The following is a 26,460-nucleotide window of genomic DNA, read 5'->3' as shown; positions in this document are numbered from 1 at the left end:
AAGATGCACGGCATGCTTCCGACGTTCGTGATCGGCCTGCGCGAAGGCGTGGAGGCCGCGCTCATCGTCTCGATCATCGCGACCTTCCTGCGCAGCGAGGGCCGCAAGGACGCCCTGCGCTGGGTCTGGGCGGGCGTGATCGCCGCCGCGGCGATCTGCCTCGCGGTCGGCATCCTGCTCGAGGTCCTCAACCAGGAGCTGCCCCAGAGGCAGCAGGAGGGCCTGGAGACCGTCGTCGGCTTCGTCGCCGTGGGCATCGTCACCTTCATGTTGGTGTGGATGCGCCGCAACGCGGCCGGCCTCAGCTCCGAGCTGCGCGCCAGCACGGCCGCGGCGCTGAAGGACGGCTCGGTCAAGGCGCTGATCGGGATGGCGTTCTTCGCCGTCTTCCGCGAGGGCTTGGAGACCGCGGTCTTCCTCGTCGCCGTCTTCCAGAACAGCGACAACCCGGGCAGCGCCGGTCTCGGCGCGATCCTCGGCCTGCTGTGCGCGGTCGTGATCGGCTTCGCGATCTACCGCGGCGGCATCAGGCTCAACTACGCGCGCTTCTTCCGCTTCACCGGCCTCGTCCTCGCGCTCGTCGCGGCGGGCCTGGTCGCCAGCGCGCTGCACACCGCCCACGAAGCTGGGTGGATCAACTTCGGCCAGGACCAGGCGTTCGACCTGACCTGGCTGGTCGTGCCCGGCACGTGGACCGCCGCATTGCTCACGGGCATGCTCGGCCTGCAGCCGCAGCCGACCGTGATCGAGGTCGTCGGTTACCTCGTCTACGCCGTTCCCGCCATCGTCTACATCTTGATCCCGGCCCGCAAGAGGGGCCCCAAGGAGCACCGCATGAAGAGCACCGCCGTTGCGACCGTGGTCGTCACCACGGCCGCCGCCCTGCTGTTGACCGCCTGCGGGTCGTCGGACGACAAGTCCGGCGGTTCGAGCGGGTCCAAGCAGGTCGCCGTCAAGCTGACCGACGCGGGCTGCGAGCCGGCGACGCTGAAGCTCAACGCCGGGCCGACGGAGTTCAAGGTCACCAACGGGGGCACGGGCCGGGTCTCCGAGATGGAGGTCCTGAGCGGTTCCCGGATCCTGGGCGAGAAGGAGAACCTGGTCCCCGGGCTGTCCGGCTCGTTCACCATCAACATGAGGCCGGGCACGTACGCGATGTCCTGCCCGGGTGGCAAGACCGCGGCGACCGGCACGATCAACGTCGGCGGCACGGCCGTGGCCGACGGTGCCGACAGCAACCCGCAGCTGAAGGCGGCGACGGCGTCCTACGCGTCGTACGTCACCAACCAGGTCAAGGTCCTGAAGACCAAGGCGCAGAGGTTCGCCGATGCGGTCAAGGCCGGCGACGTCGACGAGGCCAAGGCGCAGTTCGCGGCCGCCCGCGCGCCGTACGAGACGATCGAGCCCGTCGCCGAGTCGTTCGGCAACCTCGATCCGGAGATCGACGCGCGCGTCAACGACGTCGCCAAGGGCGACAAGTGGACCGGCTTCCACCGCATCGAGCAGGCGCTGTGGGTCAAGAGGTCGACGGCCGGTATGGCGCCGCTCGCCGACAAGCTGATGAGCGACATCGGGCGGCTGGAGTCCAAGACGACCGGGCTCACCTACCAGCCGGAGGAGCTGGCCAACGGCGCCAACGGGCTGCTCGACGAGGTCTCGTCGTCGAAGATCACCGGCGAGGAGGACCGCTACTCGCACACCGACCTGTCGGACTTCGAGGCCAACGTGGCCGGCTCCGAGACCGCGTTCGGCCTGCTGGCCCCGGCGCTGAAGGTCAAGAACCCGCAGCTGGCGACGACGATCGCGGCGCGGTTCGACGCGGTCAACGCCGAGCTGGACAAGCTCAAGCAGGGCGACGCGTTCCCGAGCTACGACACGGTCGACAAGGCCGAGCGCAAGCGCCTGAGCCAGCTGGTCAACGCGCTGGCCGAGCCGCTGTCGAAGGTCGCGTCGCAGGTCAGCGCGTCGTAGCGGCGGTACCCTTTACGGGAATGGATCCCGTCAAGGCACAGCACGGTCACGATCACGCGCACCAGTGCGCTGACGGGGAGTGCTGGGCCGAGCGGGCGACGGAGGCGCTGGCCGCGGCGGGGTACCGCCGCGGCGGCGCACGCGCGTCGCTGATCGAGCTGCTCGACGATCAGCGCTGCGCGCTGTCGGCGGCCGAGATGGAGGACGCGCTCTCGACCACCGCGACGCGCCCCGTCGCGCGCGCCTCCGTCTACCGGATCCTCGAGGAGCTCGAGGCGCTGAAGCTCGTCACGCGGGTCGAGGTGGGGCAGGGGCTGGCGCGCTTCGAGGCGCACCGGTCAGAAGGCCATCACCATCACATGGTCTGCGACGCGTGCGGCGTGGTGATCCCGTTCGAGGACGACGAGCTGGAGCGGTCGATCCAGCGGCTCGCGCAGAAGGTGACGTTCACGGTCGCAGAGCACGACGTCGTGCTCCACGGGTCGTGCGCGGAATGCTCTGCGTGAGCAGCGCCAGCGCGTAGACGGCGCAGATCGTCAGGGCGATCGAGGCCCCGGCGGCGGTGCGCGCGTAGTAGGACAGGTACAGCCCGCCGATCCCGGAGGCCGTGGCGATCGCGGCGGCCGTGACCATCATGGTGGACATGCGCGTTGTGATGGCTCTTGCGCAGGCGGCGGGGCCGACGAGGACCGCGACGACCAGCAGGTTGCCGAGCCCCTGCACGGCGACGAGCAGCGCGGCGGAGATCAGCACGAGGAGCATCAGGTCGGTCGCGCCGGCGTTGACGCCGAGGGCGCGGGCGTTGATGCGGTCGAAGCCGACGAGCAGCAGGCGGCCGTGAAGGACGCGGAGCGCGAGCAGCGTGACGCCGGCGAGTCCGGCGGCGAGCGCGAGGTCGGCGTTGCTGACGCCGAGGACGTCGCCGAACAGCAGCTCGCCGAGTCCCGCGGGTGTGTCCGGGGAGAGGGCGAGCAGCGCGCCGAGCCCGAGGAAGCCGGTGACGACGACGGCGACGGCGGTGTCTCTCCCGACCGCGGGGACTCGGGCTGCCGCCGCGATGGCGATGGCCGCGACGATCAGCCCCAGCGCGCCGCCGACGATCAGGGGGATGCCCGCGAGCGCGGCGAGCACGAGGCCGGGCAGCAGCGCGTGGGCGAGCGACTCGGTGGAGTAGCTCAAGTTGTAGAAGATGATCCAGCAGCCGAGCGCGCCGCCGGTGAGGCCGAGCAGCACGACCTCCAGCAGCGCGCGGCGGTCGATGCCCTGCGACCACGGGTCGGCGAGGGCGTGCCAGACGGTGGTGGCGATCATGGCGCGTGGTCGTGGCCGTGATGGTGCGGCGGCATGACGCACTCGCCCGTTCCGCCGGGGATGTCGACGATCTCGGCGCCGTAGGTCGCCTCGAGCGTCACGCGGGTCAGCGTCTCTCGCGGCGGGCCGTAGGCGATCTGGCGCCTGTTGAGGCAGAGGACCTGCTCCCACTCACAGGCCTGGTCGACGTCGTGGGTGGCGATCAACAACGCGCGCCCCTGCCCGGCCAGCCGCGCGAGCAGGTCATCCAACAACGCCGTGCTCGGCGAGTCGAGCCCGACGTAGGGCTCGTCGAGCAGCAGGACCGGCGCGTCCTGCACGAGGGCGCGGGCGACCAGGACCCGCTGGCGCTGACCGCCGCTGAGGTCGCCGAAGGTCCGGCCTGCTCGATCGCCGAGTCCTACATCTTCGAGCGCCTGCCTGGCGCGGGCGCGGTCGCTCTTGGACGGGCGCTTCCACCACGGCAGCGTCGAGATCGTCCCCATCAGCGCGACGTCGAGGGCGCTGACCGGGAAGTCCAGCCGCGACCGCTCCGTCTGGGGGACGACGCCAACGCGCTCCGGGCGCACGAGCGACCCCGCGACCGGGCGCAGCTCGCCGAGCAGCGTGCGGAACAGCGTGGTCTTGCCGCCGCCGTTCGGGCCCAGGACGGCGACCCGCTCGCCGGCGGCGACCTCGAAGCCGACGTCACGGAGGACCGGCTCGCCGCCGTAGCCGGCGGCCAGGCCCTCAGCTCGCAAGAGCATGGACCCTCACCAACCGCGCCGCCGCCACGAGCCCGAACACGACGCCGCCGACGACCGCGATCGTCGCGCCCGGCGGGGCGTTCGTCTCGACAGAGAGGTACAGCCCGAAGACCCCCTCGACCGCCACCAGCGCGACCGTCGCGGCCTGCCATACGCGCATGCGGTCGACGACGAGCCGCGTCGTCGCCGCCGGGACGACGAGCAGCGCGGTGGAGAGCAGGGCGCCGATCGCATCCAACGCCGCGACCGCCGAAGCGGCGACCAACGCCAACAACAACAGGTCCGGCACCCGCGACCGCGCGCCGAGCGACCGAGCGCCCTCGCGGTCAAAGCCACTCGCCAGCCAGCGCCGGCCGAGCAACGCGCCGATCCCGACGGCAGCAACCCCTACAACAGCCGCCACGACCTGATCGGTCCGGTCGACGAGCAGCAACGACCCGAACAACAACCGCTCGACGCTGCCCTGCGAGTGGAACACATCGCTCGCCAGGATCACCCCGCCCGCGAGCGCGGCGACCAGCACCAGCGCTGTCGCGGAGTCGTACTCCGCCCGCCCGCGCCCGGCGAGAGCCGTGACGCCGACCGCGACGATCCCCGCCGTCATCAACGCCCCCAACAACGGCGAGAACCCCAACCCATCCGCGAGCACGAGCCCCGGAAACGCCGCCGTGCCGACCGCATGCGCATAGAAGCTCAACCCCCGCAACACGATCCACGTCCCCAAGAACCCCGACCCCACCGCCAACAACAGAACCTCAACAACCCCTCGTTGCACAAAAGGCAGGTCAAACGGCGCAGGCACCCACCCAGTATAGACAAGACCAATTCTCATCTTCCCTCCGCCCACCACACCCCTCGCTCCACGCGCCCCCTCGCCGCAACACCGCCACCGCCTACTCCGCGCCTCCGCATCGGCCCACGCGAACCATCGCCGCGGTCCAGCCAACGCTGGCTCCGCGTCAACACACAGCGCCTCTTCCGGCGCCGTGGTCGAAGGCGCTTCGCTTGGTCGCCGCCTTCGGCGGCGGCGCGGGGTTACTCCGACGCCGGGGGCGGTGGGGTGTCGCGGCGGGTGCGCCAGGCGACGAGGCGGCGGGCCAGGACGGGGGAGAGGGATGTGGCCAGCGCGTCGGCTTCGGCGTTGGCCTGCTCGTCGTCCAACCCGAGGACCTCCTGGGCCAAGACGCGGGCTGCGTGGCGGCGGGAGGTGAGGACCAGTGCGGCGGAGGTGCCGTTGGCGGTCAGCGTCAGTGCGTCGGGGGCGACGAGGTCCAGCGCCCGGAGGCGGCGGATCATCTCCAGCGCGGTCGGGTGGGAGACGCCGACCTTGCGTGCGACGGCCGCCTGCGACGGCGGTGTGCCCGCGGAGTTCAGGTCGCGCAGCGCGAGCAGGTAGCGGGCTTCGCCCTCGGTCAGCTCCATGCACGGCACGTGGTCGGGACCGACTGGCTTCGGGCGTGCAGGGGGACGGGCAGGCATCTCTCTCCTACAGCCTACCTGCAGGTGGAGACACCCTGCCGAAGCGCCCCTGCGATCTGGAGCAGAGCCCGCTCGGCGCTGCGGGCGGCGGTCATGTTGAAGAAGCCGTGGACCTGGTCGTGGCGCTGGGTCGCCACCGGGACCCCGGCTTCGCGCAGCCGTGCTGCGTAGGCCTCGCCCTCGTCGCGCAGGACGTCGGGGATGCAGGTCGCCACGTACGCGGGCGGGAGGCCGGACAGTGAGGGGGCTCGCAACGGTGAGGCGCGCCAGTCCGAACCGTCCGGCCGGTACTTGCCGGAGAACCACTCCATCCCGCGCGCGGTCAGCAGGTAGCCGGAGGCGAACGTCCGGTAGGACTCGGCCTGCGCCCCGAGGTCGGTCACCGGATAGAGCAGGAGCTGGAACGCCGCGTCCGGCAGCGACGCGTCGTCGCGCGCCGTCAGCGCCACCACCGCGGCGAGGTTCCCGCCCGCGCTGTCGCCCCCGACCGCCAGCGGCACGCCCGCGAACGTCGCCGCCGCCCAGCGGTAGGCGGCGACCGCGTCGTCGACCGCCGCCGGGAACACGTGCTCCGGCGCCAGCCGGTAGTCCACCGACAACACGCGCACGCCGCTGGCGAAGCTCAGCAGCCGGCAGCCCGCGTCGTGCGTCTCCACGCTGCCCTGCACCCACCCGCCACCGTGGTAGTACACCAACAACGGCGAGTCCGCCGCCGCGCCCGGCGGCACGTAGAGCCGCACCGGAACGCCATCCGCCACCAGGTCCGTCACGCCCACCGCACCCGCCGGCGGTCCCACCGACACCCCCGACGACTGCAGCGCCAGCCGCCGCCGCTGCTCCGCGACCGGAGCGTCATCGCTCATCCGATCCGGCCCCGCCGCCGCGAGCCGCCCGATCAGCCATGCCTCCGGGTGCAACCCCGCGGCCTCGGCCGGCGGCGCGTCCGCCAACCGGCGCAGCACGCCGTCGGGCAGCTTCAACACCAACCGGAGCAGGCGGCCACCGACCCACGCCTCGGCGCGTCCGGGAAGCCAGCGGAGCGAGGACATGCGGAACATCTACACGAAACCGCGCCGGTGCATGGGCAGCCCAAGCCGCGCACGACTCGTCACCGGTAGCGTCGCGCCATGATCGCCGAAGACCGCACACGACTGCTGGAGTTCCTGGACCGGCTGCGCGGCGAGGATCTGCCGCGCTCGATGGAGGCACTCGACCCCGAGCTGCAGGCCTACGCCTTCGCGGCTTGGGACGAGCTGCTCGGCAGCGGGGCGTTCGAGCTGCTCCGCGAAGCCCTCGCCAGCGGCGAGTTCGACGAGGGCCTGGATCGCAACGGTCTCGGCGGCGCGCAGCTGACGTTCAAGCTGGCGGTGGTGGACCGCGCGCGCCGCGAGGCCGACCGGGAGGAGCAGTCCAGAGGGCCCGGCTTCTTCGGCAGGGTCCGCCGCAAGCTCGCCAAGCTGCTGGCCGGCAGCGACGTCGTGCTCGATTCGATCCTCTCCGCGATCCCGGTCGCCGGCGACGCGCTCAGGGAGTTGAAGGAAGCGGTGGGCATCGGCCTGGAGGACTGACAGACTGCGCCGGATGAGCGACCGCGAGACCCTCGTCCTGTTCCACGGCCTGACGATGAGCGGTCGGGCGTGGCATGCGACGCGCCCGTTCCTGGCCGGCGACTTCGACGTCGTCACGCCGACCGCGCTCGGCCACGCCGGCGGCCGCTCGCCACAACACCGGCCGATCAAGATCGCCGATGTGGTCGACGATGCCGAGCGCACGCTCGACGAGCTGCAGATCGACAGGGCGCACCTCGCCGGCAACTCGATGGGCGGCTGGGTCGCGCTCGAGCTCGCGCGCCGCGGCCGCGCCGCCACCGTCACCGCGCTCTCGCCCGCCGGGACGTGGGACCCGACCTCGCGCGAGCACAAGCGCACCCGCAACGCGCTCGCCCGCGCCGGGACCGACTCGCGCCGCAGCCGCGCGCTGCTGCCGCTCGTCCTGCACGTCCCGCAGATCCGCCGCTTCGCCATGCGCGGCACCTCCGCCGACGGCGCCCGCCTGACCCCGCGCGAGATCATCGCCGCCGCCGACGACCTCCTCGGCTGCACCGTCCTCGACGACCTCCTGACGACCACCGAGTCGCTCCCGCCGCTGCACATCGATCCCGCCACGACGCCCATCACCGTCGCCTGGTCCGGCGCCGACGCGCTGCTGCTCCCCGACGTCAACGGCGCCCTCGCCAAGCAGCTGATCCCCGCCGCCAACCACATCATCTTGCCCGGCGTCGGCCACGTCCCGATGCTCGACGACCCCGCGCTCGTCGCCGCCACGATCCGGGCCACGATCGCGCAGGAGCGCCGACCCGTCAGAACGCTTACGGCTTAGCCGAACGGGATCCCCCAACCCGGGGACCCCACGCGCCCCGGCCGCGGCCGATCGTCCAGGAGGTAGGCAGAAAACTTCCAAGAGGCGACGGGTGACGCGAATGGCGCGGTTGAAGATCGGTGTGCTGGGCAAGGTGCTCGGCACCGCCGGGGTGTTGGTGGTGTTGATGGCGATCGTCGGGATCTTCTCGATCGGCAAGCTCAACGGCGTCGCCAAGAAGTCGGACCTGATGTACACCAACTCGGTGCAGTCGCTGCAGTCGATGGGCCGCTTCGGCATCGCGCTCAACGACCAGCAGCGGATGGTCTGGAAGGGCATCGCGCTGACCGGCGACGACGCCGCCCAGGCCGACGCCGACAAGAAGACCGCCGCCGCCGTCACGATCGCGCGCTCCACGCTGAAGGACCAGTCGACCGGCTACCTGTTCCCGAACGAGAAGGCCCTGATGGCCCGGATCGTCAGCCGCTACTCGCAGTACGAGAAGCTGCGCGGACAGGTCCGCAGCCTCACCCGCCAGGGCCGCCGCGCCGAGGCGATCGCGCTGACGACCAAGCTGTCGGCGATCCACACGCCGCTGTCGGACGACGTCGTCAAGGACTTCACCTTGAACTCCGACGCCGCCGAGGCCTACCGCAAGTCGGTGGACGACACCGCGAACAGCAGCCGCACCGCGATCATCATCATCCTGTTGCTCTCCGCGATCGTCGGCGTCGTGCTCTCCGTCCTCCTGGCCCGCGGCCTGAAGCGCAGCGTCAGCGACGTCCTGGACCGCGTCGCCTCCGTCCGCGACCACGGCGTCCAGGGCCTGCGCGGCGCGATCGGCGCGATGGCCGACGGCGACCTCACCCACGAGGTCAGCCTCCCGACCCAGCCGATCGACCGGATCGCCTCCGACGAGCTCGGCGAGGTCGCCGGCGCGATCAACACCATCATCGACGAGATGGGCGGCACCGTCGACTCCTACAACAAGACCCGCGAGTCGCTCGTCGAGCTGCTCGGCGAGGTCGACCGGACCGCGGGCATCCTGTCCTCGTCTTCGCAGCAGATGGCCTCCACCTCCGAGGAGGCCGGGCGCGCCGTCGGCGAGATCGCCGGCGCGGTGGGCGAGATCGCCGCCGGCTCCGAGCGCCAGGTCCGCGCCGCCGAGGCCACGCGCGCCTCGATCCAGCAGCTGTCGGCCAACGCCGCCGACTCCGCGCAGTCGGCCAAGACCGCCCAGGACGAGGCCACCGAGGCCGAGCGCGTCGCCGCCGAGGGCGCCGCCGCCGTCGAGCAGGCGACCACGATGATGGGCGAGGTCTCCGCCTCCTCGGAGGCCGCGTCGACCGCGATCCGCCAGCTCGGCGCCAAGAGCGACGAGATCGGCGGCATCGTCGACACGATCACCTCGATCGCCGAGCAGACCAACCTCCTCGCGCTCAACGCCGCGATCGAGGCCGCGCGCGCCGGGGAGCAGGGCCGCGGCTTCGCCGTCGTCGCCGAGGAGGTCCGCAGGCTCGCCGAGGAGTCCCAGGACGCCGCGGGCTCGATCGCGTCGCTGATCGCCGAGATCCAGGCCGAGACCGGCAATGCCGTCGAGGTCGTCGAGTCCGGCGCCCGTCAGACCGCCGCCGGCGCCACCACCGTCGAGGAGGCGCGCGCCTCCTTCGCCCTGATCGTCGAGCGCGTCCGCTCGATGAACGAGCGCGTCGGCGAGATCACCGCCGCCGCCACCGAGGTCGCCTCGGTCACCACCGCGATCACCTCCGAGGTCACCGAGGTCGTCGCGGTCGCCGAGCAGTCCTCTGCATCTTCGGAGGAGGTCTCGGCCTCCACCGAGCAGACCAGCGCCAGCGCGCAGGAGATCGCGGCCTCCGCCGAGGAGCTCGCCGCCACTGCCGCGCATCTGGAGGCGCTGGTCGGCCGGTTCACGCTCACCGCCGCCTGAGCGAACGAACCGGCCATTGGCCGAACGGGCGCGGCGTCCACTAGGTTGCCGCAGCATGGACGCCGCGCCCGTCGCCACCTCGCCGCCGCATCGCGGCGGCGTGGCCGCGCCCGCGCTGGCGGGCATCGTCGCGGCGGTCGTCGGCTTCGCCGGCTCGTTCGCGATCGTCCTGGCCGGACTGCACGCGGTCGGCGCGTCCGACGCGCAGGCGTCGTCGGGGTTGTTGGTGCTGTCGATCGGGATGGGCGTCTGCGGCGCCGGCCTGAGCTACCGCTACAAGATGCCGCTGAGCATCGCGTGGTCGACGCCGGGCGCCGCGCTGCTGGTCACCGCGGGCCATGTGAGCGGCGGCTACCCGGCCGCGCTCGGCGCCTTCCTGCTGGCCGGCGCGCTCGTCGTCCTGGCCGGGCTGAGCGAGCGTGTGACCAAGGCCATCATCTCGATCCCCGGGCCGCTGGCCTCGGGCCTGCTCGCCGGGGTGCTGCTCCAGGTCTGCATCCAGCCGGCGCGCGCGCTGGTCGACGTCCCGGGCCACGCCGCGCCGGTCGTCGCGACGTGGCTGATCCTGTGGGTCTTCGCGCGGCGCTGGGCGATCATCGGCGCGCTGGCGGTCCTCGCGCTGACCGTGATCGTCGACCCCGCGTCCGGCCACCACCACGCCCACGCGCTGCCGCAGCTGACGCTGACCGCGCCGACGTTCCACCTCGGGACGCTGCTCGGCCTCGGCGTGCCGCTGTTCCTGGTGACGATGGTGTCGCAGAACGTCGCCGGGCTCTCGGTCCTGGCCGCCAACGGCTACACGGCGCCGGTCCGGCCCGCGCTGGTGGCGACGGGCGCGGGCTCGATGATCGGCGCGCCGTTCGGCGGCCACGCGATCAACCTCGCGGCGATCACGATGGCGATGTGCGCAGGGCCGGACGCCGACCCAGACCCGCAGCGGCGCTGGATCGCCGGGGTCGCCAACGGCCTCATCTACTTCGTGCTCGGCCCGCTGGCCGGGCTGGCGACCGTCCTGCTGGCGGCCTCGCCGGTCGTGCTGATCGAGTGCATCGCGGGCCTCGCCATGCTGCCGACGCTGGCCGCGTCGCTGCGCACCACGACCGACGACGACACCTACCGCGACCCCGCGATCGCCACGTTCGTCGTGTCGGCCTCGGGCATCACCGCGTTCGGGATCACCGCGCCGTTCTGGGGCCTGGTCGCCGGGCTGCTGCTGCTCGGCGCGCGTAGCCTGAAGGCGTGAGCAGCGACCGCCTGACCGTCGACCGGCTCGCGCACGGCGGTGTCGTCGAGGTCGTGATGCTGGAGGACTTCGCGGTTGGCGAGGGGCCGATCCGGACCCCGCACCGCCACGACTACCACGAGTTGATGTGGTTGCGCGAGGGCTCCGGCGAGCAGCTCGTCGACGGCGAGGCGCTGCCGATCGTCCCCGGCACCGTGACGGTGATCGCGCGCGGCCAGGTCCACCAGTTCCGCCACGCGCGCGGGCTGTCGGGCGCGCTGCTGCGGATCACCGACGCCGCGCTGACCGCGCCGCCGGGCTGGCTGCTCGGCGGCCGCGGCGGGCGCGAGATCGCGGTGCCGCCGACCGAGCGCGCGCGCTTCGAGGCGACGCTCGCTGCGCTGCACGCCGAGACCGTGCGGCCACCGGACCCGTTCGCGCCGGACCTCATCGCGCACCTGACCGCGACCGTCCTGCTGTGGCTGGAGCGCTGGCACGACGCCTCGCTCGCCGAGCGCCCGCAGGCCGACGACGCCGACGTCGCGCTGCACCGGAGGTTCTTGGAGCTGTTGGAGAAGGACTACAACAAGCACCACGACGTCGCCCACTACGCCGACGCGCTCGCGGTGCCGCCCGCGGCGCTGGCCCGCGCGCTGAGCACGCTGACCGGCCGCGGGACCAAGGAGCTGATCGTCGAGCGCGCGATGGTCGAGGCGATGCGCCTGCTGCGCTTCAGCGACCGCACGGTGGGGGAGATCGCCTACGCCGTCGGCTACGGCGACCCGCTGTACTTCTCGCGGGCGTTCAAGCGCTTCGCGGGCCGCGCGCCGCAGACCTACCGCGAGGAAGTCCATGGATCGGCGCAGCTCGTCCATCCAGAACCCGCCCGCCACGAGCGATAATTGCGGGTGCAATGACTTCTCGACTCCCCGCCACGCTGAGCCTCGGTCCGGTGTCCCTGACCGTCACCGACCTGGACCGCTCGGTCGCCTGGTACCAGGCCGCGCTGGGCCTCCGCGTCCACCGCCACGAGGCCGACCACGCCGCGCTCGGCGACGGCAGCACCGACGTCCTGCACCTCCACGAGGACGCGCAGGCCGCGCAGCCGCGCCGCCACTCCGGCCTCTACCACTACGCCCTGCTCTACCCCGAGCGCGAGGAGCTGGCCCGCGCCGCGCTGCGCCTGGCCGCGACGCGCACGCCGATCCAGGGCGCGTCCGACCACGGCACGCACGAGGCGATCTACCTGCCCGATCCGGACGGCAACGGCATCGAGCTGGCCGCCGACCGCCCGCGCGAGCAGTGGCCGACGCCCGAGGAGGAGTTCTCCGGCGGCGGCCCACGCCCGCTGGACTTCGACGCGCTGCTGGCGACCGTGCAGGGCGAGCCGCCCCCCGAGCAGGTCCGGCCCGGCCTGCGCATGGGCCACGTCCACCTGCACGTCGCCGACGTCAACGAGGGCCTGGCCTTCTACCGCGACGTCCTCGGCTTCGACGTCTGGGCGCTGCTGCCGAGCGCCGCGTTCGTCGCCGCCGGCGGCTACCACCACCACCTCGGCTTCAACACCTGGCGCGGCGAGGGCATCCCGCCGTGGCCGGTGGCCGGCGTCGTCGGCATGCGCCACTGGACGATCCTCCTGCAGCGCCCCGACGAGGTCGACGCGGTCCGCGAGCGCCTGCGCGCGGCCGGGATCGACGGCGCGCCGGTCACCGGCGGCTTCGCGGTCACCGACCCGTTCGGGATGACCGTGCACGTCGTCGTCGCGCCCTAAGCCACCTGGCAGGGCTGCGCATGCCCCGTCTGGGGTAGGGAAGCTGTGCGAAAGTGCCACCTCGGGTTGCCTTTTGGTGACGACTTCTGAGAGGGTCGCCCGCGTGTCCGGTGTCGCCCACCCGGGGCGGCGCACAGCAGGAGGAGAGAACCCACATGCGCATCACGCGTCTGGCGGCCGTCGTGGCCGCCGCGACGGCGTTGCTCGCGGCCTCGGCGGGGAGCGCCGCGGCCCTGCCCGTCATCTACAACTTCCCGACGGCGGTCGCCGCCTCGGTGCTCAACCCCAACGGCGCTCCCGCGGGCGCCAACGACAACAGCTGCAGGCCCTCGGCCGCGCACCCGCGCCCGGTGGTCCTGGTCAACGGCACGTTCGCCAACCAGATCGACAGCTGGAACGCGATCTCGCCGTTGTTGAAGAACAACGGCTACTGCGTGTACACGTTCGAGTACGGCGGGACCGGCTTCGTCGAGGCCACCGGCTCGATCGCCGCGTCCGCCGGCCAGTTGAAGACCGAGGTCGACAGGGTGCTGGCCCAGACCGGTGCCGCGAAGGTCGACATCGTCGGCTGGTCGCAGGGCGGCATGATGCCGCGCTACTACCTCAAGAACCTCGGCGGGGCGAGCAAGGTCAACGCCTTGGTCGGGCTGGCGCCGTCCAACCACGGCACGACGCTCGACGGCCTGGCCACGCTGGCCGGGTACTTCCCCGGCGCGCTGGACCTCGTCGGCGCCGCCTGCCAGGCGTGCCAGGACCAGGTCAGGGGCTCGGCGTTCATCACCGCGCTCAACGCCGGGGGCGACACGGTCCCGGGCGTCAGGTACACGGTGATCCAGTCGCGCTACGACGAGGTCGTCACGCCCTACACGTCGGCCTTCCTGAGCGGGAGCAACGTCACCAACATCACGCTCCAGGACCAGTGCATCCTGGACCTGGGCGACCACCTGTCGATGACGTCCGATCACATCGCCGCGCGCGACGTGCTCAACGCGCTCGACCCCGCCCACGCGCAGGGGACGATCTGCACGCCGATCGTCGCGGCGGTCGGCGGCTAGCCGCTCACGACCGGGAGGGTGAGCAGCCCGGGGCCGGACTGGCTGGTGGCGATCGTCACCGCCGCCGGCGCCGGGCTGCCGCGGTAGGCCGCGTCGCTGCCGGCCACCACCAGGCGGATCCGGTGGCCGGCGGCGAAGCGGTGCACGAACGCGGGCATCGTCACGCTGAGCGCGTAGGTCAGCGACGCCGGGCGGATCGGCGCGACGAGGCGGCCGGGCTGCGTGACGGTTCCGTCGGGCGCGACGTCCTGGACCTTCAGGAACAGCGTCGGCGACTGGTTGAGGCCGAGCGCGGTCCTGACGTTCAGCGTGACCGTGGGCGTCCCGACGACGTCGGTGTCGCCCGTCAGCGGCGCGCTCGTGTACTGCGCGTAGGTCCCGGGCGCGTCGAACAGCGGCACGTCCTGCGACAGCGCGCTGATCTCGGTGACGCTGGTCGGCGCGCCGGCCGGCGGCGTCAGGAACGACGCGCTGCCGGGGGAGACGTCGTTCTTCGTGGTGACCAACGTGTCGGTGCCGCTCAGCATCCACCTGCGGTCGGCGCCCGCCGGGTACGACGGCGCGCTGCCGTACGCCGGCGTCGCGATCCCGTCGTACCTGACCCAGTCGCGGAAGTAGTTGAAGTCCATGCTCGGCGCCGCGCCCTCGCCCCTGAGGTAGTGCCCCAGCCACTGCGTGACCAGCTCACCCTCGTAGGTCGGGTTGCCGTCGGCGTCGTCGGGCTCGTAGCCGCCGTCGCCGTCGCCCAGCTCACCGGGCGCGGGCGTCGACTGCGAGTGGCCCCAGGACTGCCAGACGAGCTTGACCGGCGTGCCCTGCTGCCGCAGCGCCCTGTAGGTGGCGACCGACTCGTTGAGGTTGAACAACGTGTCGCCCTCGCCCTGCAGGAGCAAGGTGGGGATCTTGATCGACTTCATGTAGGTGCTGACCGACGCGTGGCGCAGGAGCTGGAGCGTCGTCGCGTCCGGCCGGCCGGTCGTCGCCGCGCGCAGGACGCCGGGGCAGACGCGCGCGTCGAAGTTGGGGCACGTGGTCAGCAGGCGGTTGGGATCCACGCCGTAGTTCTGCAGCCCGTCGGCGATGCCGACCGCCGTGAACAGCGCCGCCCACTGGTACTTCGCGACGCCCGGCGTCGAGGACGTCACGCCGCTCGTCAGGTCGGTGTTGTTGGGCGTCAGGGAGTAGGCCAGGTCGTTCCACGTGATGATCGGGACGATCGTGTCCACGCGCCTGTCCTGGCCGGCGACCGAGAACTGGATCTCGCCGCCGTAGGAGCCGCCGAGCATCCCGACGCGCGGGTCGCCGGGGCCGTCGAGGACGACGTCGTCCAGCGTGGTGCCGTCGGTCGCCGCCTTGGTCCCGCCGAGGAACGACACGAGCTGCGACGCGGCCTTGCCGTCCCAGTCGGGATCGTCGAGCTCGATCTTGCAGCCGCTGCCGCCGAAGCCGAGGCCCGAGTACGACAGCACGACGTACCCGCGCTGCGCCAGCGCGGTCGCCATCCCGGACTGGTCGTCCTTGGAGCCGCCGAAGCCGTTGGTCGTCAGGACCGCCGGCGCGGGGTGCTGGGCGTCGACGCCGGCCGGCGTGTAGAGATCGCCGACGACGTCGCAGTGCGTGTCGTTCGTGGGACCGACCAGCGTGTCGAAGTGCAGAGTCCGTACGCTGGGTGGCGGTCCAGCCGCAGGCGCTTGCGCGTGAGCGGCCGCGGGCAGCACCACCGCGCCCAGCATCGCGATCGACAGAAGCCTCCCCAGACCCGTCCGCATGAGCACACCGTTGCACGACACCCAACGCGATGCGCCGGTTGCCGGTGTGACGGACGCCGAGGAGTACGAGGGCCGCCGCGCCGACGCCGCGCAGGACGAGGGCAAGCGGCTGCGCAACGGCATCATCTCGCTCGTCGTCCTGGTGATCCTGGTCGGCGCGCTGCTGCTCGCGGTGCCGGGGCTGCGCGACGTCGCCGACAAGATCGCCGACGTCAACCCGTGGTGGATCGCGCTGGCCGTGACGCTGGAGATCCTGTCGTGCGTCGGCTACGTGCTCGCGTTCCGCATGGTCTTCTACCGGATCCCGCAGCTGCTGGCGATCCGCGTCGCGCTGTCGGAGATGGCCTTCGGCGCGGTGCTGCCCGTCGGCGGCGCGGGCGGGATCGCGGTCGGCGCGTGGGTGGCGAAGGCCAAGGGCGGGTCGGTCCGGCGCTTCATGGAGCGCAGCGCGGTGCTGTTCCTGCTGACGAGCGGGATCAACGCGGCGACGCTGGCGCTGGCTGGGCTGCTGGTCGGCATCGGGTTGCTGCACGCGCCGCATCACATCTTGTTGGGGTTGTTGCCCGGGCTGGTCGCGACCGGCGGGATCGGGCTGTTCTGGGTCGTGCCGTCGGTCGCGGCGCGCTTCATCCTGGTCGAGGACTCCGGGCGCTTCGTGCGCTGGCTGCACACCACCGGCCGCGTGGTCGAGGACGCCAAGGACCACGTCAAGCACCCGTCGTGGCGGATGCTCGGCGCGGTCGGCTACCTGTGGTTCGACATCGCGATGTTGTGGGTGTCGTTCCGGGCGTTCGGCAACGCGCCGCCGGTCGGCGCGCTGACGCTGGCGTTCCTGATCGGCTACCTCGGCAACGTGCTGCCGGTGCCGGGCGGGATCGGCGCGCTGGACGGCGGGCTGACCGGCGCGCTGGTGCTCTACGGCGCGGATCCCGCGAGCGCCGCCGCGGCCGTGCTCGTCTATCACGCGATCGTGCTGTGGATCCCGACGCTGCTCGGGACGCTGGCGTTCCTGCGGCTGCGGCCGACGCTCCACGAGCCGATCGTGCTCGGTCCGGAGCGCCCGCCGCGCCGCTAGTTGTCGTCCTTGCTCAGTGGGCGGTGAACTGCTTGGCCTGGGACTGGACGTCCGTGACGAGGTCGCCGAGCGCGATGTTCGCGTCGACGAGGTGCAGGCCCCAGGTCGCGTCCGGGAGCGCCTTGAGGACCGGCGCGCCGGTCTCGCCGGTGATCTTCAGGACGTCGGCGCCGCCGGCGCTCGAGCACTCGCCCGTGTAGGCCTGGGCCTCGATCCACGGCGTGCCGACCGCGGGCTGGGGCAGGCCGACCTGCGTGGTCTCGATCCCGATCGCGGTGCCGGGGGCGAACGGCGCGCTCGGGAAGATCGAGGTCAGCGGCGCGCTGCCGCCGCCGAGCGCGGCCGGGTTGGTGCAGAGCACCTCGGTGTTCTTGACCGGCCTGCCGCCGACGACGGTCACGTTGGCGTCCGGCCGGCCGAAGACCGCCCTGGCCGGCGGCGTGTCGCCGAAGGTCGAGAACGCGATCACGCAGCGCAGCTGGGTGGCGGAGTGGCAGGCCTTGATGTTCTGGAAGTCGCCGCCGTGGTCGGAGCCCTTCTTGACCAGGACGTTGCCGCCGAGCAGGATCGCCGAGACCAGGCGCTTGCGGACCGCGGCCTTCCTGTCGACCTCCTGCGCGATCAGCTGGCGCAGGACGAACGAGCCCTGCGAGTGGCCGATGAAGACGACGCCGCGACCCTTGTTGTCGTGGTTGAGGTAGTCCAGCCACGCGGCGCGGACGTCGGCGTAGCCGGTGGTGCGCATCCTGTTGGTGACCGAGGACGGCTTCAGCAGGCCGGCGATCGTGACCTGGCGGTACATCGGCGCGTAGACGCGGCAGGCGCTGGAGTAGCGGGCGGCCTGGTAGAGGGCGATCGAGCGCTCCTCGGGGTCGATCCTCTTGGTGGCCTGCGGGCCGGACTGGTTGCTGACCGTCGGGTAGACGTAGAAGCAGTCGATCTTGGGGTTCCTGGTCGCCTTCGGCGTGACCCTTCCGAGGGTCTGACCGGTGGGCGAGATCGTGGTGGTGGCGAGGCCGGGCGTGCACGGGTTGGACGCGAGCCCGGGCTTGCAGAGCCAGGTGGTCGAGGCGGACGCGGCGCCGGGGGCGGCGACGGCGGCAGTGGCTGCGGCGGCGGTGAGGACCGCGAGCAGCGGGAAGCGGCGGGACATCGCGCGATCCTACGGCGCTAGTACCGGCGCGTACAACTTTCAGCCGGAAGCTAGCCGGCGAGCGCGGCCTGCAGGACCTTCTTGGCGATCGGCGCGGCGGCCTTGCCGCCGGCGCCGGCGCCGACGAGCATCACGCCGACGGCGACCTTCGGGTCGTTCGCGGGGGCGAAGGCGACGAACCAGGCGTCGGTGTTCGACGGGTCGCTGCTGCCGTTGCCGGTGAAGCGCAGCTCGGCGGTGCCGGTCTTGCCCGCGACCGTGACGCCGGGGATCTGCGCGGAGGTGCCGGTGCCGCCCTGGACGACGCCGATCATCATGTCGCGGACCTGGCCGGCGACCTTGGCCGACACCGCCCTGTTCTTGATGACCGGGTCCTCGGTGACCGCGCGCGGCTTGGCGCGCACGCCGTGGTTGCCGATCGTCGCGCCGACCGAGGCCATCCCGAGCGGCGTCGCGAGGTCGGTGTTCTGGCCGATCGCGGCGCTGCCGATGTTGATGGCGTCGGGCAGGTCCTTCTTGATGGTGTTGGCCTTGGCGACCGGGACCCGGGGCGTCTCGTTGAAGCCGAAGGCCTCGGCGCGCTGGACGAGCCTCCTGCCGCCGACCGCGACGCCGAGCGGCGCGAAGACCGAGTTGCAGGAGTCCGCGAACGACTTGGCCAGCGAGCCGCCGCACTGCTCGCCGGAGGCGTTGGCGAGCTTGACGCCGGAGAGCGTCGCGAAGGTTCGGACGGGATAGGACGAGGCCGGCGTGGCCTTGCCGTCGGCCAGCGCGGCGCTCAAGGTGATGATCTTGAACGTGGAGCCGGGCGGCTGGGGCGCGGAGACCGCGATGCCGGCGAGCGCGAGGACGTCGCCGGTCTTCGGCTTGATCACCGCGACGCCGCCGAGCTTGGACCCGAGCGCCTCGGTCGCCGCGCGCTGCAGGCCGGGGCGGAGGGTCGAGTGCACCGACCTGCCGGCGTGGGCGCTGACCTTGGCGACCTTGCGCCTGCCGTAGAGCAGCTCGGCGCCGTCGGTCCCGGCGAGGCGGTCGTGGTAGCGCTGCCTGAGGCCCTTGGTGAAGATGTTGAGGACGGGGTCCAGCGACAGGTCCTGGCCCTGGCGGTTGAGGACCGTGGCCTGGTGGGCGGCGGTCAGCGTCCGGCGCCTCGGCGACTCGCCCCTGCGCAGGCCGGGCAGGCGCATCGTCGGATCCCAGACGACGCCGTCGCCCGACACCTTCAAGGTGAGCTGCCCGTGCATCGTCGGGAACGTCCTGGAGGTGACGGTGACCGGGACGGTCACGACGCCGCCCTTGGGGTCGCTCGACCTGCCGACCCTGCGCGCCTCGACGTCGGCGGCCCTGTCGGCGCGCTTGAGCTCGGAGTCGAACGCGGCCCGCGGGTACCTCCTCTGCGACGCGCTGTCGAGCGCGTCGTACATCTGCGTTGCATCCCGTGCGGCGTAGGCCTTGACGAACTTCGCGGCCCGGTCGCGCTGGCGGTCGACCTCGCGGTTGTGGTGGACGACCGCGACGACGACGCCCGCCGCAGCGACGATCAGGATCAGCGGGACGAGGTAGACGAGCGGGCTGCGCCGCCGTCGGCCGTGCCCGCGGCCGCCGCCGTAGCCACCGCCGCCCGCGCGGTGGCCCGGCTCCAGCCAGGGCACGCCGGCGCTCCGCCGCGGCGGGGCCGAGGCGAACATGGAGCGTCGGCGGCGACGGCGTCGGGACACGTGCCCCTTGTTCTAGCGTGCACGCGCCTGCGGCGCGACGGTCGCACGCTGACGTGCGCATGAGCACGTTTGTGCCGAGGCTACAGATTCACGACGGTTCTTCAAGCCAACCGGCACAAGAACAAGCGCCGCGTTGGCGACAACCTGCAAAGCATGAGCAGAACGGAGCGGGCTGCCAACCTCGCAGGTGTCGTCGTCCCGTTCGCGGGCGTCCTCATCGCGATCGTGCTGCTGTGGAGCTCGTGGGTCGACGGGATCGACCTCGCGATCCTCGCGGTGATGTACCTGGCGACGGCGATGGGCGTGACGGTGGGCTTCCACCGGCTGCTGACGCACCGGTCGTTCCGGGTCGACCCGTGGCTCGAGCGCACGTTCGCCGGGCTCGGCCAGCTGAGCGTCCAGGGCAGCGTCCTGGACTGGGTCGCCGACCACCGCAAGCACCACGCGCACACCGACGTCGAGGGCGATCCCCACTCGCCGCACGTCGGCCACGGCTCCGGCCTGAGCGGGCTCTGGCACGCGCACACCGGCTGGCTGCTGGAGACGCAGGGGCAGGCGGACTGGAAGAAGTACGCCAGGGACCTCTACGAGGACCCCAAGATGAAGCGGATGGGCCGGCGCTTCCCGCTGTACGTGCTGATGTCGCTGCTGATCCCGACGCTGCTCGGCTTCGTGCTGCACGGCTTCACCTGGCAGGGCGCGCTGCGCGGCTACATCTGGGGCGGCCTGGTCCGGATCTTCCTCGTCCACCACGTGACGTGGTCGGTCAACAGCGTCTGCCATTACTTCGGAACGCGGCGCTTCGACATCGAGGACCGCTCGACCAACGTGTTCTGGCTGGCGCTGCCCTCGCTCGGCGAATCCTGGCACCACAACCACCACGCCTTCCCGCGCTCGGCCAAGCACGGCCTCAAGCGCACCGAGATCGACCTGTCGGCCCTGATCATCTCCGGCCTGCAGAAGGTCGGCCTGGCCCACGACGTCGTCGTGATCTCACCCGAGCGCCAGGCCGAGAAGGCGCTGCCCCCGCAGCGCACCAAGATCCCCGCCTAGGCGGAGGGCGCCGGCTCGGAGGCGCGCCTGTCCTCGGGCAGCGGCGGGATCGGCCTCGGCTTCCGACCCGCCTGGCGGATCGGCGCCGACTCGCGGATCTCGGTGAGGAGGCGGACGCCGAGGTCGGTCGTCGACTCGCCGGCGATGCGCTGGCCGTCGCGCGGCGGGAAGAAGCGGACGCGGACGTGGGGGCGGGACTTCGGGAACTTCGGGATGTCGACCGTGCCCTGCACCGTGCAGCAGACGATCTGCGCCTCGGGGACCGCCTCGGCCAGCCGGCCGAAGCCGGAGCGCGCGCGGAGCTGGCGGCCGAGCGAGCGCGTGCCCTCCGGGAAGACGCCGATGCAGCGGCCGTCGCGCAGCTCCTCGATCGCGCGGTCCATCGCGTGGGCGTCGCCCCTGCCGCGCTGGATCGGGATCTGGCCCATGCCGTCGAGGATCTTCCCGAGCCCGGGCTTCCACAGCGACGACTTCGCCAGCGCGCAGATCTGGCGCCGCGGCAGCCCGGCCAACCCGATCGCGATCGGATCCCAGTAGCTGTCGTGGTTGCCGGCCAGCAGCGTCGGCCCCGACAGCGGCAGGTGCTCGAGGCCCTCGACCTCGAGCCGGCCCCACCACCTCACGGCGGGCGTGCTCACGGCCATGACGAAGCGGTAGGTCGGCGACGCGGTTGCCATGACCGCATCTTGCCCGATCGCCCCGGGCCGGCGCTACGCGGTCGCCGTCCAGTCCACCGCGGTGAACGGCAGCCTCAGGATCGCCTGCCACGTCGGCGAGTCGGTCGTCGCGTTGGGCGGGATCCCGTTGGCGGTCTGGACCGCCGACACCGCGGCGATCGTCGCGGCGTCGTACCTCCCGGTCACGGTCACGGTGGGATACGACGCGCTGAGGTGCTCCTGCAGCCAGATCACCTCGTCGCCCCTGGCGCCCTTGCCCAGCGCCGGCCAGCCCGGGTCCGGCTCGACCGAGGCGGCGGGCGCGGGCTGGCCCAGCGCGGCCCAGTGCGCGCTGTCGGTCGCCTGCCACGACCACCACGACAGGCCCTGCGCGCCGTAGGCCGCCCACAGCTGGCGGAAGCGCGCGAGGTCGCCGGCGGGCGGGTTGTCGTAGGTCTGTCCCAGCGGCGCGATCGGCGTCTGGTAGATCCGGTTGTGCGCCAGCGTGTGCGCGCTGATCGTGTCGACGCTGCCGCCGATGTCCTTCCAGTAGGCCTGCGGCAGGTTGGCCTGCGCACCCGTCCCCGGCGCGAGGAACACGCTGTAGGGCAAGTTGGGGTGGTAGTCGACGTACGGGAACGACGTCAGCCCGATCGGGTACGACGCGCCGACCGCGGCGCGCAACGCGTTCATGTAGGTCTGCGCCGACCTGTAGCGCCCCTCGTACTGCGTCTCGGCGTCGATGACGAAGCAGTCCGCGCCCGCCTGGACCGCCTGCGCGGCGACCGCCGCCTCGCCGCTCGGAGACGACCCGTAGACGAACTGCCACGCGCACGCCCTCAACCCGTGCGCGTGCAGCGCGCCGACCAACAACGGTGAGAACTGATCCCACGCCGTCGTCCCGTCGCCGGCCTTCACGAACACGGTCGAGATCCCGGCCGCCGCGGCCCGCGCGGCGATCTTGTCGACGTTGCCGCCCTCGGACCTCTCCAGCTGCCAGATCCACATGCCGTTGCCCTTGAACACCTCGGGCAGCGTGCCCTGGCCGGTGATCGCGGGCCTGACGACCGGCTTGACGTCGGCCAGCACGGTGATCTTGAGGACGTTGGACTTCCGCGCGGCCCTGTCCCGCGCGTAGACCTGGACGGTCCCCGGCCGGACGCCCGGCGGCACGCGCGCGACCCAGCCGGCGCTGCCGTGGTGCAGCTTCGTGGCGATCGCGCCCAGCGACCAGCGGAACGTCACGCGCATCCCGGCCTGCAGGCGCGTCCCCGACAGCTGGACCTGCTTGCCGATCCGGACCGCCACCGCGCCGGACCTGCACGAGGCGGCGCTGACCGGCACGCAGCGGATCTTCGCGAGCTTGGGCGCCCGCGAGGCGGCGCTCGCGCCCGCGGGGGCGACGAGCAGCGCGCAGCTCAGGACGGCGACGGCGGCGGCAGCAAAACGGCGCATCGCGTCCCGAGACTACGCAGCGTCCCCGAAGTTGCGGTGCAGGCCGTCAGCCCGCGACGACCCAGACCGCCCGCGCGCGGACGATCTCGCGGTCGCCGACGACCAGCGAGCAGTCCGCGAACGAGAGCGTCGAGCCGATCCGGTCCACGCGCGTCCTGGACTCGATGAAGTCGCCGGGCATCGCGGGCTTGAGGTAGTCGACGGTCAGCGAGACCGTCGCGCGGTCCTTGCCGTCCTCGGCGTCGGCCTCGATCGCGCGGCCGAGCGCGAAGTCGGCGAACGTCGACAGCACACCGCCCTGGACGGTGCCGCGGTGGTTGGCGTGGCGGTCCTCGGTCTGCAGCGCCAGGACCAGCTCCGTGCTGCTCGCGTCGGAGCCGTCCTGCAGGAGGATCGGGCCGATGTGCTCCAGGAACGGGCCCTGGTTGGGGAAGGGAGAGAAGGACATCGCGCCGGTCCGTACCCCACAATGGGAGACGACATGAGCGACGTCCCGTTCGGCAACTACCAGTACGAGATCTACCTCCAGGGCATGGCGGACAAGACGCCCGACTTCCCGGTGGGATGGGCGGCGCTGGAGCAGGCGGCGCACGACGCGCTCGACCCCGGCGCCCGCGGCTACGTCTTCGGCGGCGCCGGATCCGAGGACACGCAGCGCGAGAACCTCGAGGCGCTGCGCCGGTACCGGATCGTCCCGCGGATGCTGCGCGGCGTCGCGCAGCGGGACCTCAGGACGCGCCTGTTCAACACCAACATGCCCGCGCCGGTGCTGCTGGGGCCGGTCGGCGTGCAGTCGATCATCCACCCCGAGGGCGAGCTGGCGGTCGCGCGCGCCGCGGCGGGCCAGGGCGTCCCCATGGTGGCGTCGACCGCGTCGTCGTTCACGCTCGAGGAGATCGCGGAGGCAGGCCGCGCCGTCAACCCGGACGCGTCGCGCTGGTTCCAGCTCTACTGGCCCAAGGACCCGGACCTGATGGCCTCGTTCATCGCCCGCGCCGAGACCGCGGGCTACGAGGCGCTGGTCGTCACGCTCGACACGCCGCTGCTGGCCTGGCGCCCGCGCGACCTGGAGGGCGCCTACCTGCCGTTCCTGAAGTCGATCGGGATCGCGAACTACCTCGCCGACCCGGTCTTCCGCGACGCGCTCGACAAGACGCCGGAGGAGGACCCGCAGGCCGCGGTCGGCCACTTCGTCCTGCAGTTCTCCAACCCCGCCGCGGACTGGGCGGGGATCGACCGGATCCGCGCGCTGACCGACCTGCCGCTGATCCTGAAGGGCGTCAACCACCCGGCCGACGCCCGCGAGGCGCTGGCGCGCGGGGTGGACGGGCTCATCGTGTCCAACCACGGCGGGCGCCAGGTCGACGGCGCGCTCGGCGCGGCCGACGCGCTGCCGGAGGTCGTCGACGCGGTCGGCGACGAGCTGACCATCATGTTCGACTCCGGCATCCGCGGCGGCGCCGACGCGTTCAAGGCCATCGCCTTGGGCGCCGACGCCGTCCTGGCCGGGCGGCCCTACCTCTGGGGTCTGGCCGTCGGCGGCGAGGCCGGGGTCACGCAGGTGATCCGGTCGCTGCTGGCCGAGCTCGACCTGACGCTCGCGCTCAGCGGCCACTCGAGCCTGGAGACCGTCACCGCGGACGTGCTCAGCCGGCGTTGACGCGGTCGCGCCACGCGATCAGCTCGCGCAGCGGCCCCAGGTCGTAGCCCCTGCCGTCGCCGCCGATGCCGGTGATGAGGTGCGTGACGCCGGCGGCGACGAGGTCGTCGGCGACCGCGCCGAGGTCGCCGTGCAGGCCCCACGTGCGCTCGATCTCGCTCGGGTCGCGGCCCACGTCGGCGCAGTGCTGGAGCAAGATGTCGTTCTTGCTCTTGTACGCCTCGGCGTCGCCGAACGAGTGCCACATGTCGGCGTACTGGGCGACGAGCTTCAGCGTCACCTTCGGGCCGCTGCCGCCGATCAGGATCGGCAGGTCGCCGACCGGCGGCGGGTTGAGCTTGCCCAGGCGCTCCTTGATCCGCGGCAGGTCGGCCTTCAGCTGCGCGAGGCGGTCCCGCGCCTCGCCGAACTCGTAGCCGTACTCGTCGTAGTCGCGCTGGAACCAGCCCGCGCCGATGCCGAGGATCGCGCGGCCGCCGCTGATGTGGTCGATCGTCCGGTGCGCGTCGGCCAGCAGCTCCGGGTTGCGGTAGGAGTTGCAGATGACCAGCGCGCCGATCTGCGCGCGCTCGGTCACCTCGGCCATCGAGCCGAGCGTCGTCAGCGCCTCGAAGTGCTTGCCGTCGGGCTCGCCGTAGAGCGGGTAGAAGTGGTCCCAGCAGAAGATCGTGTCGGCACCGAGCTCGTCGGCCTCGCGCCATGCGGCGCGCATCCCGTCGAAGTCGGCGTGCTGCGGTTGAACCTGGACACCTACGCGGATCGTCGCCATGCCGCCACCTTACGACGCGGCCGTCACCCCGCCCGGGTGACGACACCTCACCCCTGCCAATCGGACCATCGTCACCCGACCACGAACGAACCGGAGGACGACGTGAGCGATCTCATCGCCATTGCCTACAAGGACCTGCCCACCGCGCAGGAGGTCACCGCCAACCTGGCCGAGGCCCAGAAGGCGCACCTGATCCAGCTCGACGACCTGGTGATCGTCGAGCGCAAGGACGACAAGATCAAGCTGCACCAGCCTTCGCTGGCCGGCGCGGGCGCGCTGGGTGGCGCGGCGTGGGGCGGCCTGATCGGGCTGATCTTCCTGGTGCCGTTCTTCGGCATGGCGGTCGGCGCGGCGACCGGCGCCATGGCCGGCGCGCTCAGCGACGCGGGCATCGACGACAAGTTCCTCAAGGAGCTCGGCGACAAGCTCGAGCCGGGCGGCGCCGCGGTGATCGGCCTGGTGCGGTCGATCAACCAGGAGAAGATCCTCGAGGGCGTCAAGATCCCGGGCGAGCTGATCCAGACGTCGCTGACCAGCGAGGCCGAAGGCCCGATCCGGGACGCGCTGGCCAGGGCCGGCGCGGGCGCGGCGAGCTGACCGGATGGCGGATGCGATCGGGCAGGTGCTGTCGCTCGCCGTCGGCGTGGCGATCAGCCCTGTCCCGATCATCGCCGTGGTGTTGATGCTGGCCACGCCCCGTGGCCGCGTCAACGGCCCGGCGTTCCTCGCCGGCTGGCTGCTCGGGCTGGCCGTCGTCGGGACGATCGTGCTGGTGGCGTCCAACGGCGCCGGCGCGACCGACAGCGACGCGACGCCGGCGACGTGGGTGTCGTGGCTGAAGATCGTCCTCGGCGTGTTGTTGGTGCTGGTGGCCGTCAGGCAGTGGCGCGGGCGCCCGCAGGCGGGGGAGGCGGGGACGCTGCCGAAGTGGATGCAGGCGGTCGACACGTTCACGCCCGGGCGCGCGGTCGCGATGGGCGTCGCGCTGTCGGCGATCAACCCCAAGAACCTGCTCCTGACCGTCGGCGCGGCGGCGGCGATCGCCCAGGCCGACGTCTCCACCGGTGACGAGGTCGTCGCGCTCGCGGTGTTCGTCGTGATCGGGACGCTCGGCCCGGGCGCGCCGGTGCTGATCTCGTGGTTCATGGGGTCGCGCTCCCGCGAGATCCTCGACGGCCTGAAAGCCTGGATGGGCATGCACAACGCGGCGATCATGGCCGTGCTGTGCCTGGTGATCGGCGCCAGGCTCGCCGGCGACGGGATCTCGGGGCTCGGGAGCTAGCGGGCACGC

The 26,460-nt window shown here is 72.2% G+C and carries 26 protein-coding genes; 14 read left to right on the top strand and 12 right to left on the bottom strand.

The annotated features are described in order from the left end of the window. Positions 1 to 12 precede the first annotated feature (12 nt). Both efeO and H030_RS34915 read left to right on the top strand, forming a co-directional pair. Positions 13 to 1,971, top strand: coding sequence for an iron uptake system protein EfeO (gene efeO, locus H030_RS39865; RefSeq protein ID WP_196809267.1), 1,959 nt, complete (start codon positions 13 to 15; stop codon positions 1,969 to 1,971). A 20-nt stretch (positions 1,972 to 1,991) separates the two neighbouring features. Next, positions 1,992 to 2,477, top strand: a complete 486-nt coding sequence (locus tag H030_RS34915; RefSeq protein WP_081691140.1) for a Fur family transcriptional regulator — start codon at positions 1,992 to 1,994, stop codon at positions 2,475 to 2,477. Here H030_RS34915 and H030_RS34910 read toward each other — a convergent pair. From H030_RS34910 to H030_RS0124615, 5 genes are all read right to left on the bottom strand, one after another. Further along, on the bottom strand, positions 2,419 to 3,282 hold the full coding sequence (locus H030_RS34910) for a metal ABC transporter permease (protein WP_051223654.1): 864 nt from the start codon (positions 3,280 to 3,282) through the stop codon (positions 2,419 to 2,421). The genes H030_RS34915 and H030_RS34910 overlap by 59 nt on opposite strands. Continuing rightward, a complete protein-coding gene (locus H030_RS34905; protein WP_035129728.1) occupies positions 3,279 to 4,028 on the bottom strand; it encodes a metal ABC transporter ATP-binding protein in 750 nt (249 codons plus the stop codon). The genes H030_RS34910 and H030_RS34905 overlap by 4 nt, the downstream gene beginning before the upstream one ends. Then, positions 4,012 to 4,860, bottom strand: coding sequence for a metal ABC transporter permease (locus tag H030_RS0124625; RefSeq protein ID WP_155892260.1), 849 nt, complete (start codon positions 4,858 to 4,860; stop codon positions 4,012 to 4,014). Before H030_RS0124625 ends, H030_RS34905 begins: the two co-directional genes overlap by 17 nt. 203 nt (positions 4,861 to 5,063) lie before the next feature. Continuing rightward, positions 5,064 to 5,450, bottom strand: coding sequence for a metal-dependent transcriptional regulator (locus H030_RS0124620; RefSeq protein ID WP_027008097.1), 387 nt, complete (start codon positions 5,448 to 5,450; stop codon positions 5,064 to 5,066). Between the two features lie 71 nt (positions 5,451 to 5,521). Next, entirely contained in the window at positions 5,522 to 6,556 is a 1,035-nt protein-coding gene (locus H030_RS0124615) for an alpha/beta hydrolase (RefSeq protein ID WP_027008096.1), read from the bottom strand. A gap of 78 nt (positions 6,557 to 6,634) precedes the next feature. Here H030_RS0124615 and H030_RS0124610 point away from each other — a divergent pair, with 78 nt between their 5' ends. The 7 genes from H030_RS0124610 (at position 6,635) to H030_RS0124580 (ending at position 13,861) form a co-directional block, all read left to right on the top strand. Beyond that, a complete protein-coding gene (locus H030_RS0124610; protein WP_027008095.1) occupies positions 6,635 to 7,075 on the top strand; it encodes a hypothetical protein in 441 nt (146 codons plus the stop codon). A gap of 13 nt (positions 7,076 to 7,088) precedes the next feature. Then, the gene (locus H030_RS34900) at positions 7,089 to 7,886 is read left to right on the top strand and encodes an alpha/beta fold hydrolase (RefSeq protein WP_051223651.1); all 798 of its coding nucleotides are present in this window, start codon (positions 7,089 to 7,091) and stop codon (positions 7,884 to 7,886) included. Between the two features lie 100 nt (positions 7,887 to 7,986). After that, positions 7,987 to 9,813: a methyl-accepting chemotaxis protein gene (locus H030_RS0124600; protein WP_027008094.1), complete on the top strand. Its 1,827-nt coding sequence runs from the start codon at positions 7,987 to 7,989 to the stop codon at positions 9,811 to 9,813. Positions 9,814 to 9,868: 55 nt separating this feature from the next. Continuing rightward, positions 9,869 to 11,056, top strand: a complete 1,188-nt coding sequence (locus H030_RS34895; protein ID WP_051223650.1) for a benzoate/H(+) symporter BenE family transporter — start codon at positions 9,869 to 9,871, stop codon at positions 11,054 to 11,056. Then, entirely contained in the window at positions 11,053 to 11,937 is an 885-nt protein-coding gene (locus tag H030_RS37840; protein ID WP_051223648.1) for a helix-turn-helix transcriptional regulator, read from the top strand. Before H030_RS34895 ends, H030_RS37840 begins: the two co-directional genes overlap by 4 nt. Positions 11,938 to 11,948: 11 nt before the next feature. Then, positions 11,949 to 12,806, top strand: coding sequence for a VOC family protein (locus H030_RS0124585; RefSeq protein ID WP_027008093.1), 858 nt, complete (start codon positions 11,949 to 11,951; stop codon positions 12,804 to 12,806). Between the two features lie 155 nt (positions 12,807 to 12,961). Then, on the top strand, positions 12,962 to 13,861 hold the full coding sequence (locus tag H030_RS0124580) for an esterase/lipase family protein (protein ID WP_027008092.1): 900 nt from the start codon (positions 12,962 to 12,964) through the stop codon (positions 13,859 to 13,861). On the opposite strand, the gene H030_RS0124575 is transcribed toward H030_RS0124580, so the two are convergent. Then, the gene (locus H030_RS0124575) at positions 13,858 to 15,630 is read right to left on the bottom strand and encodes a CocE/NonD family hydrolase (RefSeq protein WP_035129725.1); all 1,773 of its coding nucleotides are present in this window, start codon (positions 15,628 to 15,630) and stop codon (positions 13,858 to 13,860) included. The two genes, H030_RS0124580 and H030_RS0124575, sit on opposite strands and share 4 nt — an antisense overlap. A gap of 46 nt (positions 15,631 to 15,676) precedes the next feature. On the opposite strand from H030_RS0124575, the gene H030_RS0124570 reads away from it, so the two are divergent. Next, the gene (locus H030_RS0124570) at positions 15,677 to 16,705 is read left to right on the top strand and encodes a lysylphosphatidylglycerol synthase transmembrane domain-containing protein (RefSeq protein ID WP_027008090.1); all 1,029 of its coding nucleotides are present in this window, start codon (positions 15,677 to 15,679) and stop codon (positions 16,703 to 16,705) included. Positions 16,706 to 16,718: 13 nt separating this feature from the next. Here the strand turns inward: H030_RS0124570 and H030_RS0124565 are convergent, their stop codons facing one another. Then, positions 16,719 to 17,858, bottom strand: coding sequence for a DUF3089 domain-containing protein (locus H030_RS0124565; protein ID WP_035129722.1), 1,140 nt, complete (start codon positions 17,856 to 17,858; stop codon positions 16,719 to 16,721). 50 nt (positions 17,859 to 17,908) lie between these two features. After that, positions 17,909 to 19,576: a penicillin-binding transpeptidase domain-containing protein gene (locus H030_RS37835; protein ID WP_155892258.1), complete on the bottom strand. Its 1,668-nt coding sequence runs from the start codon at positions 19,574 to 19,576 to the stop codon at positions 17,909 to 17,911. A 153-nt stretch (positions 19,577 to 19,729) separates the two neighbouring features. On the opposite strand from H030_RS37835, the gene H030_RS0124555 reads away from it, so the two are divergent. Continuing rightward, entirely contained in the window at positions 19,730 to 20,629 is a 900-nt protein-coding gene (locus H030_RS0124555) for an acyl-CoA desaturase (protein ID WP_027008088.1), read from the top strand. Here H030_RS0124555 and H030_RS34880 read toward each other — a convergent pair. The 3 genes from H030_RS34880 to H030_RS0124540 are packed head-to-tail and all read right to left on the bottom strand — an operon-like array spanning position 20,626 to position 23,188. Beyond that, positions 20,626 to 21,306, bottom strand: coding sequence for a lysophospholipid acyltransferase family protein (locus H030_RS34880; RefSeq protein ID WP_081691137.1), 681 nt, complete (start codon positions 21,304 to 21,306; stop codon positions 20,626 to 20,628). The genes H030_RS0124555 and H030_RS34880 overlap by 4 nt on opposite strands. Positions 21,307 to 21,339: 33 nt before the next feature. Continuing rightward, a complete protein-coding gene (locus H030_RS0124545) occupies positions 21,340 to 22,740 on the bottom strand; it encodes a peptidoglycan-binding domain-containing protein (RefSeq protein WP_027008087.1) in 1,401 nt (466 codons plus the stop codon). Positions 22,741 to 22,786: 46 nt separating this feature from the next. Next, complete coding sequence (locus H030_RS0124540; protein ID WP_027008086.1) at positions 22,787 to 23,188, bottom strand: PaaI family thioesterase; 402 nt, start codon at positions 23,186 to 23,188, stop codon at positions 22,787 to 22,789. A gap of 33 nt (positions 23,189 to 23,221) precedes the next feature. Between H030_RS0124540 and H030_RS0124535 the strand changes: the two genes are divergently transcribed. Further along, on the top strand, positions 23,222 to 24,400 hold the full coding sequence (locus H030_RS0124535; protein WP_027008085.1) for an alpha-hydroxy-acid oxidizing protein: 1,179 nt from the start codon (positions 23,222 to 23,224) through the stop codon (positions 24,398 to 24,400). On the opposite strand, the gene H030_RS0124530 is transcribed toward H030_RS0124535, so the two are convergent. Beyond that, positions 24,387 to 25,169, bottom strand: a complete 783-nt coding sequence (locus tag H030_RS0124530) for an LLM class F420-dependent oxidoreductase (protein WP_027008084.1) — start codon at positions 25,167 to 25,169, stop codon at positions 24,387 to 24,389. The two genes, H030_RS0124535 and H030_RS0124530, sit on opposite strands and share 14 nt — an antisense overlap. A 102-nt stretch (positions 25,170 to 25,271) precedes the next feature. Here H030_RS0124530 and H030_RS0124525 point away from each other — a divergent pair, with 102 nt between their 5' ends. Then, positions 25,272 to 25,766 (top strand): DUF1269 domain-containing protein, encoded by a 495-nt coding sequence (locus tag H030_RS0124525; RefSeq protein WP_027008083.1) that lies wholly within the window; start codon positions 25,272 to 25,274, stop codon positions 25,764 to 25,766. 4 nt (positions 25,767 to 25,770) lie between these two features. Beyond that, positions 25,771 to 26,451 carry a GAP family protein gene (locus H030_RS0124520; RefSeq protein WP_027008082.1) on the top strand — a complete coding sequence of 227 codons (681 nt, stop codon included), beginning with the start codon at positions 25,771 to 25,773 and terminating at the stop codon, positions 26,449 to 26,451. The last annotated feature ends 9 nt before the right edge of the window (positions 26,452 to 26,460 follow it).

It is taken from the genome of Conexibacter woesei Iso977N (assembly GCF_000424625.1).
In the GTDB taxonomy this organism is placed as follows: domain Bacteria; phylum Actinomycetota; class Thermoleophilia; order Solirubrobacterales; family Solirubrobacteraceae; genus Baekduia; species Baekduia woesei_A.
This window is presented reverse-complemented; position numbering and strand designations above follow the sequence as displayed.